The following is a 14,962-nucleotide window of genomic DNA, read 5'->3' as shown; positions in this document are numbered from 1 at the left end:
ACGGTCAAAAATTAAAGCCGCCCCCTTCGGACCCATTCATCCGGGGGACGGCCAATTTCTTTGATTTAGGCAAGCAAAGTCGTTCCACGCCTTATGACGTACGACATCTGCAGCAAAACCTGATTTTCTCTATAGCGACTCTAAAGCGGCTCTTGCCATCACGGCTCCCGGGAGTCGCCCGCTGCAACCGCCGGCGGGGGTTCGGGCTCGTAAAGCCCCGAGCGCACCCGAAACCAGCGGTACAAATGGGATACGACGACCTTCAGCACGGCATATCCCGGCACCGCAAGCAGAATGCCGACGACGCCAAACAAGTTGCCGCTCGTCAAAATGACGAAGATAATCGTGATCGGATGAATTTTCAGCGTCTTGCCCATAATTTGCGGGGAAATGAACTTCCCTTCGATGAGCTGGACGACGGTCCAGACGATGACCATCTTGAGCAGCATGATCGGCGAGGTGACGACCGCAACGATGAGTGCCGGCGTAATGGCGATCGCCGGTCCCAGATACGGGACGACGCTGGTGCATGCAGCGATGATCGCCAGAATCAGCGAATACTTCAAGCCGATAATGATATACCCGGCAAACAGCAGTACCCCGATACAGCAGCTGACGATGATCTGCCCGCGGATATAAGAGCTGATCTGATGATTCATTTCTTTCATGACCCGCGAGGTTTCCCCGCGCAGCCGCGTCGGCACAAAGTGTAAAATGTAACCCGGCAGCCGTTTGCCGTCCTTCAGCAGGTAGAACAGAATGAACGGCAGTGTCACGATGGCCAGAACCACTTCAATCAGCCCGCCTACGAATCCGCCAAGCCCCGTCCAGGTGCGGTTCAGAAACTCCGAGCCTTTCTCCGAGACGGTTTTCATCAGCTCCTGCGGATCGAACGACACGGTCTCCTGCAGATTGCTGATCAGATTGCTTCCCATCAGTTCTTCGACCTTGATGCGGGCAATCTCGGCGTAGCCCGGGAAATTGTTCACCAAATCCATAATCTGCTCCCGGATGACCGGGATGACCAGCGTCACGAGCGCGGCAAGCATGCCGATAATGAAGACGTACAGCAGCAGAATGGTGTGCAGGCGCTTCACCTTCCGCTTTTCCATAAAATCCACAATCGGATTGAGCAAATAATACGCAATTCCGGCGAGAATGAGCGGCAGCACGACGGTTTTGACCAGGACGATCACCGGCTCGAATACGAATGAAATCTTGGTGAGAACCAGAATATTCAGTCCCAGGAGCAGCAGCACCAGCATAAACAATACAAATCTGTTATTTAGTAAAAACCGCTTAAAACGGCTTGCCCAATTCACCGGATTGTCCATATTTATTCCTCACTCATCTTGATCTTCTTGATTTCGATGCGGCAGTAGCGGTTATGATCCCGCTCCAGCAGGGTGAAGGCCGTTCCTTCGTACACGAACGTCTCGCCTTCCGCCATTTCGCTGATCTGGCTGTACAGCCAGCCGCCGATCGTATCCCATTCCTTTGTATCCAGATCCATAAAGAAATAATCATTGATCATTGAAATCGATACTTTGCCGTCCACAATCAGATGCTGCTCGCCGATCTCCTGGACGTCCTCGACTTCGTCCTTGTCGAACTCGTCGCGAATTTCGCCGACGATCTCTTCAATAATGTCCTCGATCGTGACAAGACCGGAAGTTCCGCCGTATTCATCGATCAGAATCGCCATATGCGTCGCTTCCTTCTGCATCCGCTGCAGCAGCACATTGACCGGTGTCACTTCGGATACCGCCATCACCGGATGGATCAGGCTCGCCACATCCAACTCTTCGTTTTCTTCATAAGCCAGGAAAAATTGCTTCGTATTAATGATGCCGATGACATTATCCTTGCTTCCGTCGATAAGCGGAAACCTGGAGTACTGCTGTTCTTTAATAATTTTCATATTTTCAGACCGCGACTTGTCTTTGTCCAAACAGATCATGTCCGTACGCGGTACCATAATTTCCTTAGCCAGCATGTTGTCGAACGCGAAAATCCGGCTGACATAACCGAATTCGTTATCGTTGATTTTTCCACTCTCATGGCTCTCGCTCAGAATAATCTGAAGCTCCTCCTCGGAGTGGGCCTCCTCATGCTCGGAAGCGGGCTTTACGCCAAACAATCGGACCAGCTGGTTCGCCGATCCATTCAGCAGCCAAATGAACGGGTACATGATTTTGTTAAACCAGATAATGGGTGTCGCCGTCAGCAGGGCAATGGTCTCCGCTTTGCGGATGGCCACTGTTTTCGGCGCCAATTCGCCAATGACGACGTGCAGGTACGTAATGACCGTAAAGGCAATCAGCAGAGACAGAAAATGGCCTAACGCTTCAGGCATATGCCATTTCTCAAACACCGGGGTAAGGATCTTCTCCACGGTCGGCTCCCCGAGGAAACCAAGACAGAGTGATGTAATCGTAATCCCGAGCTGGCACGCTGACAAATATCCGTCCAGATTGTCGATAACCTTCTTCACAGCCTTTGCGCCCTTGCGCCCTTCGGCGATCAGCTGATCGACCCGGCTTCCCCGTACACGGATCACGGCAAACTCTACCGCAACGAAAAAGGCCGACAAACCGATCAGTAATGCAACCAAAACCAAATTTAACACATACCTGTCACTTTCCACTTCAACATCTTCTCCTTATAAAGTAGTCTTGATGATTCCATCCGGCATTTTGCAGGAAGCTCCGCGTTCTGCCGCTAAGGCAGTATACGGGGCAGAGCTAAGCCTTCCCCATTCATTTACCATGTGGCGGCCCGCCGAAACAGGTCCATCGCATATTGCTGGATAACTAGGTAATACGCAGAAGCCCGGGTTCAGGTTTCAACCGACTCCTAAAAAAAGGCTCCAGCCATCACGGCGCTTCCCGTGTACCGAAGCCTTTCCGCCCAGTAAGCGGACGCCCCTACGGCGTGCACGAAGCGATTCATCCATATCCCTTGTTGGACAGGCCTTTGTCAGCGGCAAGTTGTTAAGTATTTCGTTCCCAATGCTTACCGCAGCGTAGAAACCCGAAGCCCCGTTGAACGGGAAGGGCTTACCGGGAATAGGCCGTTATCAAGCTTCCTTGCAATCAACGCGCAAGGCCGGCTGGCTTTACTTACTGCTCGCTGGCATGCTTCTTGATTTTGGTGACCAAATTGTCCACGAGCTGCTGCATAATCTGCTGGGCCATCGGGTCCGTCAGCGCACCGGATTCGTCAAATTTGGTATGCGATTGGGGGAGCAAAAATTCCGGCCGGTTCACCGAATCCATATTGAGCGCAAACAAAAGTGAGCGTATGCCAACCTGGGCTCTGCCCGTACCCCCCATGCCCGGCGTGGCGCCCATAAGCGCTACCGGTTTCTGGGCCAGCGGCGTTTGAAGGGCCGGTCTTGAAGCCCAATCCAGCGCATTCTTCAACGCGCCTGACAGCTGCCCGTTATATTCCGGCGAGCTGATCAAAAAGCCATTCCCCGAATGCAGCAGCTCGGCAAACTGCTTCACCGCTTCCGGCAGTTCACTTTCCAAATCCTGATTGTATAAAGGAAGTACGGAAATGTCGGCAAGCGTGAAGCGAAAATCCTCCGGCAGAAGCGCTGCCGCGTTATGAAGCAGCTGTGTATTGTGGGAATGCTTTCGGAGACTTCCGGAAATCCCCACGATATGAAAACGTTCAGACATGATCGATTTCTCCTTTTTATCGTAAGTATAGAAGTAAGGGATATAGCAGCACGCTCCGTGCCCGTAAAGGCCCTAGCTTCATGATACGACAGAATTCGACGGGTGAACATCAAAATTTTCCAAAAAAGAGGGAACCCGGCCTCTCTCATCAAGAAGGATTCCGGGTTCCCGTATAGACATGTATTCAAAGATTTGCCGATCAGTGGCTGATCATCAGCGACGGATCCGGCTGGCTTCCGTCTGTGGCATCCGCGGCGGCCGGCTTCGGTCTGCGCAGAATGAGGCACAGCACCACGCCGACGATCGCAAAGCAGGAGGCCAGGAAGAACACATCGTCAAAACCCTGCACTGCCGCGTTCAGCGGATTGCCTCCATGGCTCGCATGCGCGGTAGTGCGGCTGATCAGGTATCCTGACATGCCCGCGACCGCAAAGGACACGACGACCTGCTGGGCAGCGGCGGTCAGCGGCGTCACCCGGTTCACCAGCTTGCGCGGTGCGGCGTTCAGCACGTGGGTATTGAGCGGCATCATCGACAAGCCCATGCCGAATCCGAGCATGAAGAGAAGCGGCATAATGCTCCACAGCGACGTGTCAGCCGTAATATGCGACAGGCTGAACAGCGCTGCCGAAATGAGGAGAAGGCCGATAATCGCCACCGGACGGGCGCCGTATTTATCGAAGAACTTCCCGCCGATCGGCATGCCGATCCCGGAAGCCAGCGCCTGCGGCAGCAGGATGAAGCCGGTCTCCAGCGGCGTAAACTGGCGGATCTGCTGCAGGTACAGCGGAACGAACAGCATCGAGCCGAACAAGGCCGCCTGCATGATCCAGGAGAGAATGATGCCCCGGGTAAAATCCGAGGAGCCGAAGACGCGCAGCTCCAGCAGCGGGTTCTTCTGCCGAAGCTCCACAGCGATAAAAATCAGCAGGGCTGCCCCGCCGACGATGAGCCCGGTCAATGCGCCGGTCGAGGACCAGCTCACGCTGCCGCCCTCATTGACGCCGTAAGCCAGCATGGCGAAGGCGATCGGAGCCAGAATCATGCCGATCAAATCGAGGTGCGGAGTCTGCTGCCGATCCGCTGTCGGCAGAAACTTCACGCCCAGGATGACGCCGACGATCCCGATCGGAACGTTAATCAGGAAGATCCAGTGCCAGTTCACATACTCCACCAGCCAGCCCGACAGAATCGGGCCAAGCGCCGGCGCGAGAAGCATCGGAATGCCGAGCAGCCCCATGATCGAGCCGCGGCGCTCCGGAGGAGCGAGCTTAAAGACCAGCGCCATGCCGATCGGCGCGACCATGCCCCCGCCAAGCCCCTGGATAACGCGGTAAATAATCAGCTGGGTCGACGTCTGCGCCATGGAGCAGAGCGCCGATCCGATGACAAACATAATGATGGTGGCCAGGAAGACCTGCTTGGAGCCAAATTTATCGGTCATCCAGCCCGCCAGCGGAATAACAGCCGATAGAGCCAACGTATAGCCGGTAATCGCCCATTGAATGGTCTTCAGATCGGTGTGAAAATAGCTCACCAGGTTCGGCACCGCCACGTTGACCACGGTGCTGTCCAGAATGACCATGATCATACCGACGATAATGGCCAGCATAGGCGGAATGATCTTTTTCAGCGAGAATGGAACTTCTGCGGCGGGATTGCCCGCCAAGGTTTTAGACATAAATCTCTCCACTCATTTCTATATATAGTTTGGTTTCCCGTTCCACTCTAGCTGTATTGGTGAAAATAGTGCTCAAACAACGTGTCAATCTGCTCTTCAAGCGGCGCGATATGGATGGTTGAGGCCATATCCTCGTCGCCTTCGGCCAGAAAGGACTTCATGATGACCGGGAAAAAGATTGCCCCGTACAGCTGCATCAGCATCTTCCGGATGTTATCGTCGTCTTCTTCCCCGGTAATTTCCCGGACCGTCCCGATCAGCCGCCGGGTCTTCATCACCTTGCAGTAATGCGAGTACTCATGCTGCGACTCGAAAATAACGCGGGTCTGATCGATCATCTGTCTCACCAGCCCCGGGTATTCCTGCAGATGGCGGACATAGCGGTAAAAGAACTGCTTCAGTCTTTCCCTCGCCGGCATCGTGTCGTCCTCCAGCGCGTTAAACACGTCCTTAAACGTCAGCACGAGGGAACGGATGGCCTGGGTGATCAGCTTTTCCTTCGAGCCGAAGTGATAATTGACCAGCGCGAGGTTGGTGTCGGCCTTGGTCGCGATCCGGCGCAAGGTGGCACACTCAATGCCTTCATCCCGAATCAGCTCGACGGTGGCTTTTAATATATCGTGTTTGGTGTCGGTTCCTGAGGTATGCCCTGTGGTGTCTTCCTTCATCGGTTCTTTCACCTGCCCCCCCTCTCCTGTCATGCAGCAAATTTAAACAGTGTTTAATACGTTGTTTAATTTACTCTCGGCCGCCCCCCTTTGTCAATATTTATCTGTAAAAAAATACATAAGGATGAACCGGGGATCTCGGGCGCAAAAAAAAGGCCCGGCAGCATCATGCCGCCAGGCCTCTCAACTATTTCATCGTGCGATTGCTTTATTAAGTGACTGCGTTATTGGCAGTGGATCAAGATATCCAGCGGATAACGGCCGGCATTCCGGCCATACAGCGCGATCCCGCCTTCATCGGCCTGAAGCTCCAGCCGGAACCGGCGGCGACACGATCCGGCTCGGCACTTCTGAGAGCTTGGCCGGGTCATTCAGCAAACAAGGGTTTGTTTCCCGCGGCCTTACTCTTTTCCCCGGACCGTCAGTACAGCGGACTGCACGTCTTGGGCATGCCGGCCGATCTGAATTTCAAATTCGCCAGCTTCGACGACCGGATTCAGATCACGGTCAATGAAAGACAGTTCTTCGTGCCCGATTCCGAACTTGACCGTCTTCGTCTCACCCGGCTGCACCCAAATCTTGGCGAAGCCTTTCAGCTCCTTCTTCGGCCGGGTCACCGTGCTGACCTTGTCGGAGATGTACAGCTGGACCGTTTGCGCTCCGGCCCGGCTGCCGGTATTGGTCACCGTTACCGCAGCCTCCGCCCGCCCTTCCGGCGTAATTTCCGCCGGCGAGACGGTGACCGGGCCATACTCGAACTCGGTGTAGCTGAGCCCGAACCCGAAAGGATAGGCCGGCTCCAAATCCGTCTCCAGGTAGCGCCGTCCGGTCGTACGCTTGCTGTTATAGCGGACCGGCAGCTGGCCGACATGCTTCGGAACGGAGACCGTCAGCCGGCCGGAAGGGTTCTCGTCGCCGAATACGATATCGGCAATCGCGTGGCCGCCCTCCTGTCCCGGGTACCATGCCTCCAGGATGGCGTCGGCATGCTCGTCGATCCACGGCTCCGCAACCGGCCGGCCGTTGATGTACACCACGACCAGCGGCTTCCCGAGCTTGGCCAGCTCCTCCGCCAGCTCCCGCTGCACGCCGGACAGCCCCAGCGTGGAGCGGTCGATGCCTTCGCCGCAGTCCATGTCGCTGTGCGGGCGGTCCGTCACGACCGACGCACCCGTGCGCAGGTCGATCGTGCCTTCGCCGAAATCGCGCGCACTCGACCCGCCGAGCACGAGCACGATCGTGTCCGCGGCGGCGGCCGTCTTCAGCGCCAGGTCGAAGCCTTCCCGGCTGTCATCCTTGACCCGGCAGCCCGGCGCGTACAGCACCCGCTCCGGCGCGTGCGCCAGCTTGGCCCGGATGCCGTCCAGCACGGTCGACACCTGCTCCCGCGGTTGCGGAGAGGTATAGTCTCCGAGCTGATTGTACACGTTGTCGGCATTCGGGCCGATGACCGCGACCGTCCCCGACTCCTTGGACAGCGGCAGCGCGTCCCCCTGATTCTTCAGCAGGACGATCCCTTCGACGGCCGCCTGGCGGGCGAGCCGGATGTGCTCCTCGCTGCCGATGACGCGGGCTGCCCGTTCCGGGTCGACGTAAGGCTGCTCGAACAGCCCCAGTTCGAACTTCGCCTTCAGTACGCGAAGTACCGCTTGGTCCAGCGTCTGCATCCGGGTGCGCCCGCTCTGTACAGCCGCTGCCAAGTGCGCACGGAACATGTCGCCGGACATTTCCATATCCACGCCGGCGTTCACCGCCATGGCGGACGCCTCCTGCGGGTCCGCCGCCGTGTCATGCCCCCACACCAGCATATTGATGGCACCGCAATCGGTAATGACGAATCCGTCGAAGCCCCACTCCTTGCGCAGCAGGTCTGTAAGCAGATATTTATCGGAGGTGCACGGCACGCCGTCGATTTCGTTATACGCGGTCATAACCGATTTCGCACCGGCCCGGACTGCCGCCTTGAACGGCCGAAGGTCCACCTCGTGCAGCTCGCGCAGCCCCATATGAACCGGCGCGCTGTTGCGTCCGCCTTCCGAGCTGCCGTAGCCGGCAAAATGCTTCAGCGTCGCAATAACGCTGTCGTCGGCGTCCAGCCGCTTGCCCTGCAGCCCCCGCACCGCCGCTTCCGCCATCACGGAAGCGATCCACGGGTCTTCCCCGTACGTCTCCTCCGTCCGCCCCCACCGGGGGTCCCGGACGACGTCGAGCACCGGGGAATACGTGGCCGCTCCGCCCTGGCTGCGCGTCTCCAGGGCGATCGCCCGGCAGATCTCCTTATACAGCGCCGGGTTCCACATGCTGGCCAGCGTCAGCGGCACCGGAAACACGGTCGCCCCGATCGCCATATGACCGTGCGAGCACTCCTCCCCGAACAGGATCGGGATGCCGAGGCGCGAGTGCTCGATCGCGTACCGCTGGATCGCGTTGATCGTCTCCGCGCCTTCCTTAGGCGACAGTCCTGTCGCCAGCGTCACTTCCGTCCACGGGTCGGCGCGCAGCACGCCGTACAGCGAACCTATGCCGCCGCGTTCGGCGGCATCTTTGAACGCCTCGTCCAGCGCGACGCCGTTTCCCTCCCGCCGGTACGTTTTCCAGCCGAACAGCTGCACAAGCTGTCCGACCTTTTCCTCCAGCGTCATGAGGCTGAGCAGATGCTCCGCCCTCTCCTCGCTGCTCAAAGCAGAATCTTGATAACTCAATGGATTTCCCTCCGTATCCCTTGTTCCCGCTGCACCCTCTGGGTTCCGTACGGTTTACCAAGGGCTGAGCCGAACCCGTAAACGGAATCGTTGGGCCGCAGCTGCAGCGCCTCATTCGCCTTCTTCCAGAAATGCTACGGTTTTTTATGTATTTATATAAGTTAAAAATTGAAATGGATGATGGGGCAAGTTGCCTCATTCCCACCTTAAATGACAATTAGCCAACCCCCGGCCTCTCGGCCGGGATATGTTGGCTCCTTGCACTTGGTATGAATCGGCTTATTTGCCGGTGTTCCACTGGTCGTATGCGGCTTGGTACAGTTCCACGATGCGGTCAGACCCCATCTTTTTCACTTGTGCCAAGTATTTATCCCAGTTGGAAAGCGGCTCCTGTCCGGTAATGAACTTCGCTTCCATCTGCTGCACGTAGGTATCGAGGTCGGACATCAAGGCGGACGCTTCGCTCTGCTGTTCGTTCGTCAGATAGACGTTCGGGAACGGCGATTTGCCGATTGGCGTCAGCTTCTCCGCATTCTCCTTGTCAATCCAGTCGTCGAACTCAGATCTGAGGCCTTTGGTCACTTCCGGATCGTTGACGCCCGGCGTCAGGATGCCGAAGTTCGGCGTAATTTTGCCGCGGTATTCTTCGCGGTCGCCGCCGCCCGGTACCGGCAGCCATTCCTTGACGTGGTTTTCCTTGTCCTTGTACTTCCACAGCACGCCTTCCGGTCCTTGGTTAAACAGCGTCGAACCCTCATAGCTGTACAGATAGTCGATCCAGCGCATCGTCGCTTCCGGCGCTGGGTCCTTGCTTGTGATCGCAAACGTACCGTTAGCCGACATGCCCGGATGTTTGCCGTAAACCGGCGTTCCCGCAATTTCGCTGGCAACCGGTGTCATGAGCGGGTTGTCCGAGCTTGGCTCGCCGCCCAGCGTGAAGTAAGGGAAATAGTCGTTAAACAGGCCGATCTGGTTGTTTTGTCCTTTGGCCTTTTTCTGGTCGGCCGTCTGCGAGAACGTCTCGTGATCCAGTAAGTCTTCCTTCCACAGCTTGTTCATGAAAGTCAAGTAACCCTTGTAACCTTCTTCTTGAGGGGAGTAGTGTACTTTGCCGTCCTTGTCTGCGTAAATCTTCTCGTCATACATGCCCCAGAATCCGAAGAAATACATCCGCAAATCATCCAGCTTAACCGAAGTCAGCGGAATTTCATCCTTCTTGCCGTTGCCGTTCGGGTCTTCATCCTTAAAGCGTTTGAGCAGCGTGTACAGCTCGTCGGTCGTCTTCGGCAGCTCGGTTACGTTCAGCGCCTTCAGGAACTTGCCGTTATACCACATCGGGCTGCGGTACCAGACGGCGGCCGTGTCGATAAACGGCAGGGCATACATATGACCGTCAGGCGTCGTAAACGACTTGCGTACATCCGGATGCTCATCGAGAATTTTCTTGATGTTCGGCGCATAGCCTTCGTCGATGTACTTTTCGAGCGGAATCAGGACGCCCTGGGTTCCGTACGTCACCTGCTCCGACGGCTTCAGGTCAGCCGCATACAGCATATCCGGCAGATCGCCGCTGGCGAACATCAGATTCTTCTTCGTTTCAAAGCTGTCGATCGGCGAAAGCTGGTATTCCAGATGGATGCCCGACAATTTCTCCATCTCTTGCAGCACGGGCATTTTGTTCCAGTCGGCCACGCCCGCGTCCTGGGACATGACTTTCAGCGTGAGCGGCTTATCCACGATCGGAAAGCCTTCCTTCTTGACTCCCTCCACGGTCGCCGAACTATCGGATGATGCGGATCCGCTTCCTCCGTCTCCCTTAGAAGATCCGCAGGCTGCAAGCAGGCTGGCGGAAATCGTCAGGCAGAGCAGAATGGATGATGCTTTGCGAAGATTTTTCATGACAACAACTCCCCTTTTAAAGTTATTGATCTATGGCAAGATCAGCCCTTAACCGAACCGATCATGACACCTTGCACAAAATAACGCTGAAGGAACGGGTAAATGACAATCACCGGAATCGTGGCGACGATAATCACGGAATACTTCACCAGAGCGGCGATTTCCGCCTTATTGTTCATCGCGGCCGCCGTGGAGGCATCGATCGCTCCTCCGCCCTGCGCGGCCATTTCCTGCAGCACCAGAATCTGGCGCAGCACCAGCTGCAGCGGGTATTTCGCCGAGTCGTTCAGGTAAATGAGCGCCGAGAAGTAGCTGTTCCAGTTGCCCACCCCGTAGAACAGGGCCATGACCGCGATGATCGGCATCGACAGCGGCAGGATAATCTTCACGAACAGCCGCATGTTTGTACACCCATCGATCTGCGCCGCTTCCTGCAGCTCCTTCGGAATCGAGCTCTGGAAGAACGTCCGCGAGACGATGATGTTCCAGATCGACGCGGCCGACGGAATGACGATCGCCCACATCGTGTTGACCATGCCCAGCTGCTTCACCAGGAGGTACGTCGGCACCAGGCCGCCCCCAAAAAACATCGTGACCATGAACATGCCCATAAAGAAGTTGCGGCCGACAAAGTCCTTGCGGCTCAGCGCATACGCCGCCGGCAGCGTCACGAGCAGGTTGATCGCGGTCCCGACCACGGTGTACAGAATTGTGTTGCCATACCCCGTCCAGATGCTTGTGTTCTCGAACACCCGCTTGTAGCCGTCAAACGTAATGCCTTTCGGCCACAGCCACATCTCCCCCGACCCGACCGCTTTCGGGTCGCTGATGGAGGCGCTGACCATGTACACCAGCGGGTAGAACACGATTAGAAACGCCAGAAACACATACAGGTAATTGAAGGCGAGAAAAACTTTATCCCGCCGGGTTTCTCTGACTCCGGATAACATCGAAGCCCCTCCTCTCTACCACAAACTGTTCTCGCTCGTACGGCGGACGATCTGATTGACGACGATGAGCAATACCGCATTGATGACCGAGTTGAACAGGCCGATGGCGGTCGAGAAGCTGTACTGCGCATCCACGAGACCCGAGCGGTAGACGAAGGTGGAAATGACGTCCGACGAGCTCATGTTGAGCGGGTTTTGCAGCAGCAGGATTTTCTCAAAGCCGACCCCGAGCAGGCTGCCCATATTCAGGATGAGCAGGATGGTCATCGTCGGGACCAGCACCGGGATGTTGATGTGCCGCAAGCGCTGGAAGCGCGAGGCCCCGTCGATAATCGCCGCCTCATGCAGCCCCGGATCAACGCCCGAGAGCGCGGCGAGATAGATGATCGTGCCCCAGCCGGCGCTCTGCCACACGTCCGAGAAGACGTACATCGTCTTGAACCAGCGCGGGTCGGTGAGGAAGTCCGGTGATTTCAGGCCCAGACCCTCGATCATGTGGGTGACGATCCCCGTCGACGGCGAAAGGAACGTGATAATCATCCCGGCCATAACGACCATGGAAATGAAGTGCGGTGCGTACGTCACCGTCTGGGACAGCTTCTTGAAGAAGCCGTTTCGGACCTCGTTGAAGGCCAGCGCCAGAATGATCGGGATCGGAAACCCGACGACCAGCGAGTACAAGCTGATGCTCAGCGTGTTCCAGAGCAGATCCCAGAAGTAATAGGAATGAAAGAAGCGGATGAAGTGGTCGAAGCCGACCCACGGGCTTCCCGTGATTCCTTTTGTCGGAATGAAGTTTTTGAACGCGATCTGGATGCCGTACATCGGCCCGTAACAGAAAATAAGAAAGTAGAAAAAGGCCGGCGCAATAAACAGGTACAGCTCCCAGTTCAGAATGATGCGCTTCCACAAGCTTTTGTGGGTTTTCTTTCTCGGCATCACAGCCGGCGTACCTGCGATGGCAGCTTTTGTCTCATGCATCGTATCACTCCTTCTCTGGTAGATTCTTTGTTGCCTTTATCTCTCCGTGATGACGGATGTTAAAGCCCGAAAAAGGCGGGTGAACAAGGTTTGTGATCTAAACGTATTCGATCGGTAAAACCTTCGTAAATATGTCATTTTCCACATGAGCCTGAAATTCAGGGCAAAACCCGTACGAACAAGAAGAAAATCGACCGGTTTTGATCAGAGGAATATGTTGTTTTTGCATCGAATTCGGGTGAATCAGGCAATACTTAACACTAAAATGATAACTTAAGTTACACGATTATGTGCGATATATTGCCTGTCCAAGGAAATGTTTTGGTCAAACTTCCTCTTGTGAGCCCTATGACGATGTGCCCTGCCAGCCGACTTACGCTGTTCTTCCTTTTACAAAGGGAACAAAAATTTCAGCTGACCATCATCTAAGCGATGCCCTTCCTCGAAAGGTGAGGGCCGTTCAACCAGTCAAGCAGCTTAGCGCCCCTCGTTTCGAACAGGATCCTGAGAGTTCCTTCGATCGGTTCCGATGGTTTCGTACAATGAAGAAACATCCCTCTTCAATGAAACCTTCTCCTTAAATGAAACATCCTTCTTCGGTGAAGCTTCCATCTTCAACGCATCTATCGGCGGGCCGATCCTCCACCAAATGTCCCTGTTTCTCGGCCACGGTTTTTGATCGTTAGTTAAGCCTGCCCGTTCCCCCGCATCTCGCTTCAGCGGCGTGTGATAACGCTTACACTAAACATATCGGAGCCCCCGCCATGCGTAAATATGTCGTTTTCGCCCCCTCATCAAATCGGCTTGAAATCTGGCTCCGGTGGTTACATTCACTTGTGATTCAGGAGCCGAATATGTCATTTTTGATGATTTGGATAGCCTTTAAGGTATATATATCAAAAATGACAATTCCCGCACGAGCCCTTATGGGGCGCGGTTTTGCGGCAGGTCAAAAATAACATGTATGCGTTTACATCAATTTTGCCGTCACAACCGGCTGACAATGGCGTTTGGTCATTTCACTTCCGCCTTTTGGATGCTGCAGCCCTGCTTTCTCTTTTTCTCGCTTATACTTTCTGATATCTAAAAAAACGTCCAAGCTCAGCCGGTCCTTCTCGGCTTCCCTTGAACGTCTTCATCTTCTGGATTTCATAAGTGCCTTGTGTACTTCGGTCAGGACATATGGCGGATTCCTTCCCTCACCCAGGCGTCAATCCGCTCCCGATCCATGAACGGGAGAATCGGCGCCAAGGCCCCGAGCCCCTCCCTTTCGCAAGCTTTCCTCGCACACTCATCGATTGCATCAATGCTCATAAACGGTGCGATTGGTGCCAGCGCACCAATCCCTTCGTTCTCGTAAGCTTTCCTCGCACACTCATCGATCGCCTCATCGCTCATAAATGGTGCGATCGGCGCCAGCGCACCGATTCCTTCGCTCTCGTAAGCTTTCCTCGCACACTCATCGATTGCTTCATCGCTCATAAACGGTGCGATCGGCGCCAGCGCACCGATCCCTTCGCTCTCGCAAGCTTTCCTCGCACACTCATCGATTGCATCAATGCTCATAAACGGTGCGATCGATGCCAGCGCACCAATCCCTTCGCGCTCGTAAGCTTTCCGCGCACACTCATCGATCGCTTCATCGCTCATAAACGGTGCGATCGGTGACAGTGCACCAATCCCTTCGCGCTCGTAAGCTTTCCGCGCACACTCATCGATCGCTTCATCGCTCATAAACGGTGCGATCGGTGACAGTGCCCCGATTCCTTCGCTCTCGAAGGCTTGCAGCGCGACCTCATCGATCACTTCCTCGCTGACAAACGGAGCGATGGACTGGATGTCCTTCGGTTTGAACTTGTTTTTAATGTGCCCAAACACCTCGTCTACCTGGGCTGACTTGAGAATCGGGGCGATACTCGCGAACTCCTCGACGGATACCTCGTTCGCCTGCAAAAATTCGGACGTCTTGTCCTCGACAATCGTCTGAATGATCTGCGTCCCTTTCGTACTCTCTAAAATACGGTCGATGCTGACGCCGAAAATGTCTGCGAGCTGCGGCAGTTTCGATATATCGGGCATCGTTTCCCCGCGTTCCCAGTTGCTGATCGCCTGATAACTGATTCCCATCCGATCCGCCAGCTCCATTTGCGTAAAACCCTTTTCCTTGCGAAGCCGGGCAATGGTTCTCCCGATCTTGACCATATCAAACATCCTCAACACTCCTTCAAAGGTTATTTGCGCTTAAGTGTATCGGTTCGCCGGGCATTTGTATATCAAGCGCTGCTTGAGTCCGCCAATTCACTGCAGCTCCGTAAGAACAACGGATTGTTGTCAGCACACGAAAAAGCCGCCTTATCAGTTTCAACCTGATAAGGCGGCTCTCACCGCTGCCGCG

General features: G+C 55.4%; 10 protein-coding genes. All 10 read right to left on the bottom strand.

Annotated elements, in window-relative coordinates; all coding sequences use genetic code 11:
• Positions 1-158: 158 nt before the first annotated feature.
• Positions 159-1,334 (bottom strand): AI-2E family transporter, encoded by a 1,176-nt coding sequence (locus K2F33_RS10210; protein ID WP_076175973.1) that lies wholly within the window; start codon positions 1,332-1,334, stop codon positions 159-161.
• Positions 1,335-1,336: 2 nt separating this feature from the next.
• Positions 1,337-2,647, bottom strand: a complete 1,311-nt coding sequence (locus tag K2F33_RS10205; protein ID WP_076175976.1) for a hemolysin family protein — start codon at positions 2,645-2,647, stop codon at positions 1,337-1,339.
• 475 nt (positions 2,648-3,122) lie between these two features.
• On the bottom strand, positions 3,123-3,686 hold the full coding sequence (locus tag K2F33_RS10200) for an NADPH-dependent FMN reductase (protein ID WP_076175978.1): 564 nt from the start codon (positions 3,684-3,686) through the stop codon (positions 3,123-3,125).
• Positions 3,687-3,885: 199 nt separating this feature from the next.
• On the bottom strand, positions 3,886-5,367 hold the full coding sequence (locus K2F33_RS10195) for a DHA2 family efflux MFS transporter permease subunit (protein WP_076175981.1): 1,482 nt from the start codon (positions 5,365-5,367) through the stop codon (positions 3,886-3,888).
• Between the two features lie 47 nt (positions 5,368-5,414).
• On the bottom strand, positions 5,415-6,047 hold the full coding sequence (locus K2F33_RS10190; protein ID WP_084204210.1) for a TetR/AcrR family transcriptional regulator: 633 nt from the start codon (positions 6,045-6,047) through the stop codon (positions 5,415-5,417).
• Positions 6,048-6,436: 389 nt separating this feature from the next.
• On the bottom strand, positions 6,437-8,737 hold the full coding sequence (locus K2F33_RS10185; RefSeq protein ID WP_412973976.1) for a glycoside hydrolase family 3 N-terminal domain-containing protein: 2,301 nt from the start codon (positions 8,735-8,737) through the stop codon (positions 6,437-6,439).
• A 279-nt stretch (positions 8,738-9,016) separates the two neighbouring features.
• The gene (locus tag K2F33_RS10180) at positions 9,017-10,636 is read right to left on the bottom strand and encodes an extracellular solute-binding protein (RefSeq protein ID WP_076175986.1); all 1,620 of its coding nucleotides are present in this window, start codon (positions 10,634-10,636) and stop codon (positions 9,017-9,019) included.
• Positions 10,637-10,677: 41 nt separating this feature from the next.
• Complete coding sequence (locus K2F33_RS10175; RefSeq protein WP_076173532.1) at positions 10,678-11,586, bottom strand: carbohydrate ABC transporter permease; 909 nt, start codon at positions 11,584-11,586, stop codon at positions 10,678-10,680.
• A gap of 15 nt (positions 11,587-11,601) precedes the next feature.
• Positions 11,602-12,525, bottom strand: coding sequence for an ABC transporter permease (locus K2F33_RS10170; RefSeq protein ID WP_244879424.1), 924 nt, complete (start codon positions 12,523-12,525; stop codon positions 11,602-11,604).
• 1,215 nt (positions 12,526-13,740) lie between these two features.
• A complete protein-coding gene (locus tag K2F33_RS10165) occupies positions 13,741-14,778 on the bottom strand; it encodes a helix-turn-helix domain-containing protein (protein WP_263881579.1) in 1,038 nt (345 codons plus the stop codon).
• Between the last annotated feature and the right edge of the window lie 184 nt (positions 14,779-14,962).

This window comes from Paenibacillus sp. PSB04, from assembly GCF_025809195.1.
GTDB classification, from domain to species: Bacteria; Bacillota; Bacilli; order Paenibacillales; family Paenibacillaceae; genus Paenibacillus_AQ; species Paenibacillus_AQ favisporus.
This window is presented reverse-complemented; position numbering and strand designations above follow the sequence as displayed.

Excerpts from the sequence above, each read along its gene's own strand:
- K2F33_RS10210 (WP_076175973.1), bottom strand. The coding sequence starts at position 1,334 with ATGGACAATCCGGTGAATTGGGCAAGCCGTTTTAAGCGGTTTTTACTA.
- K2F33_RS10200 (WP_076175978.1), bottom strand. The coding sequence starts at position 3,686 with ATGTCTGAACGTTTTCATATCGTGGGGATTTCCGGAAGTCTCCGAAAG.
- K2F33_RS10195 (WP_076175981.1), bottom strand. The coding sequence starts at position 5,367 with ATGTCTAAAACCTTGGCGGGCAATCCCGCCGCAGAAGTTCCATTCTCG.
- K2F33_RS10180 (WP_076175986.1), bottom strand. The coding sequence starts at position 10,636 with ATGAAAAATCTTCGCAAAGCATCATCCATTCTGCTCTGCCTGACGATT.
- K2F33_RS10175 (WP_076173532.1), bottom strand. The coding sequence starts at position 11,586 with ATGTTATCCGGAGTCAGAGAAACCCGGCGGGATAAAGTTTTTCTCGCC.
- K2F33_RS10170 (WP_244879424.1), bottom strand. The coding sequence starts at position 12,525 with ATGCCGAGAAAGAAAACCCACAAAAGCTTGTGGAAGCGCATCATTCTG.
- K2F33_RS10165 (WP_263881579.1), bottom strand. The coding sequence starts at position 14,778 with ATGTTTGATATGGTCAAGATCGGGAGAACCATTGCCCGGCTTCGCAAG.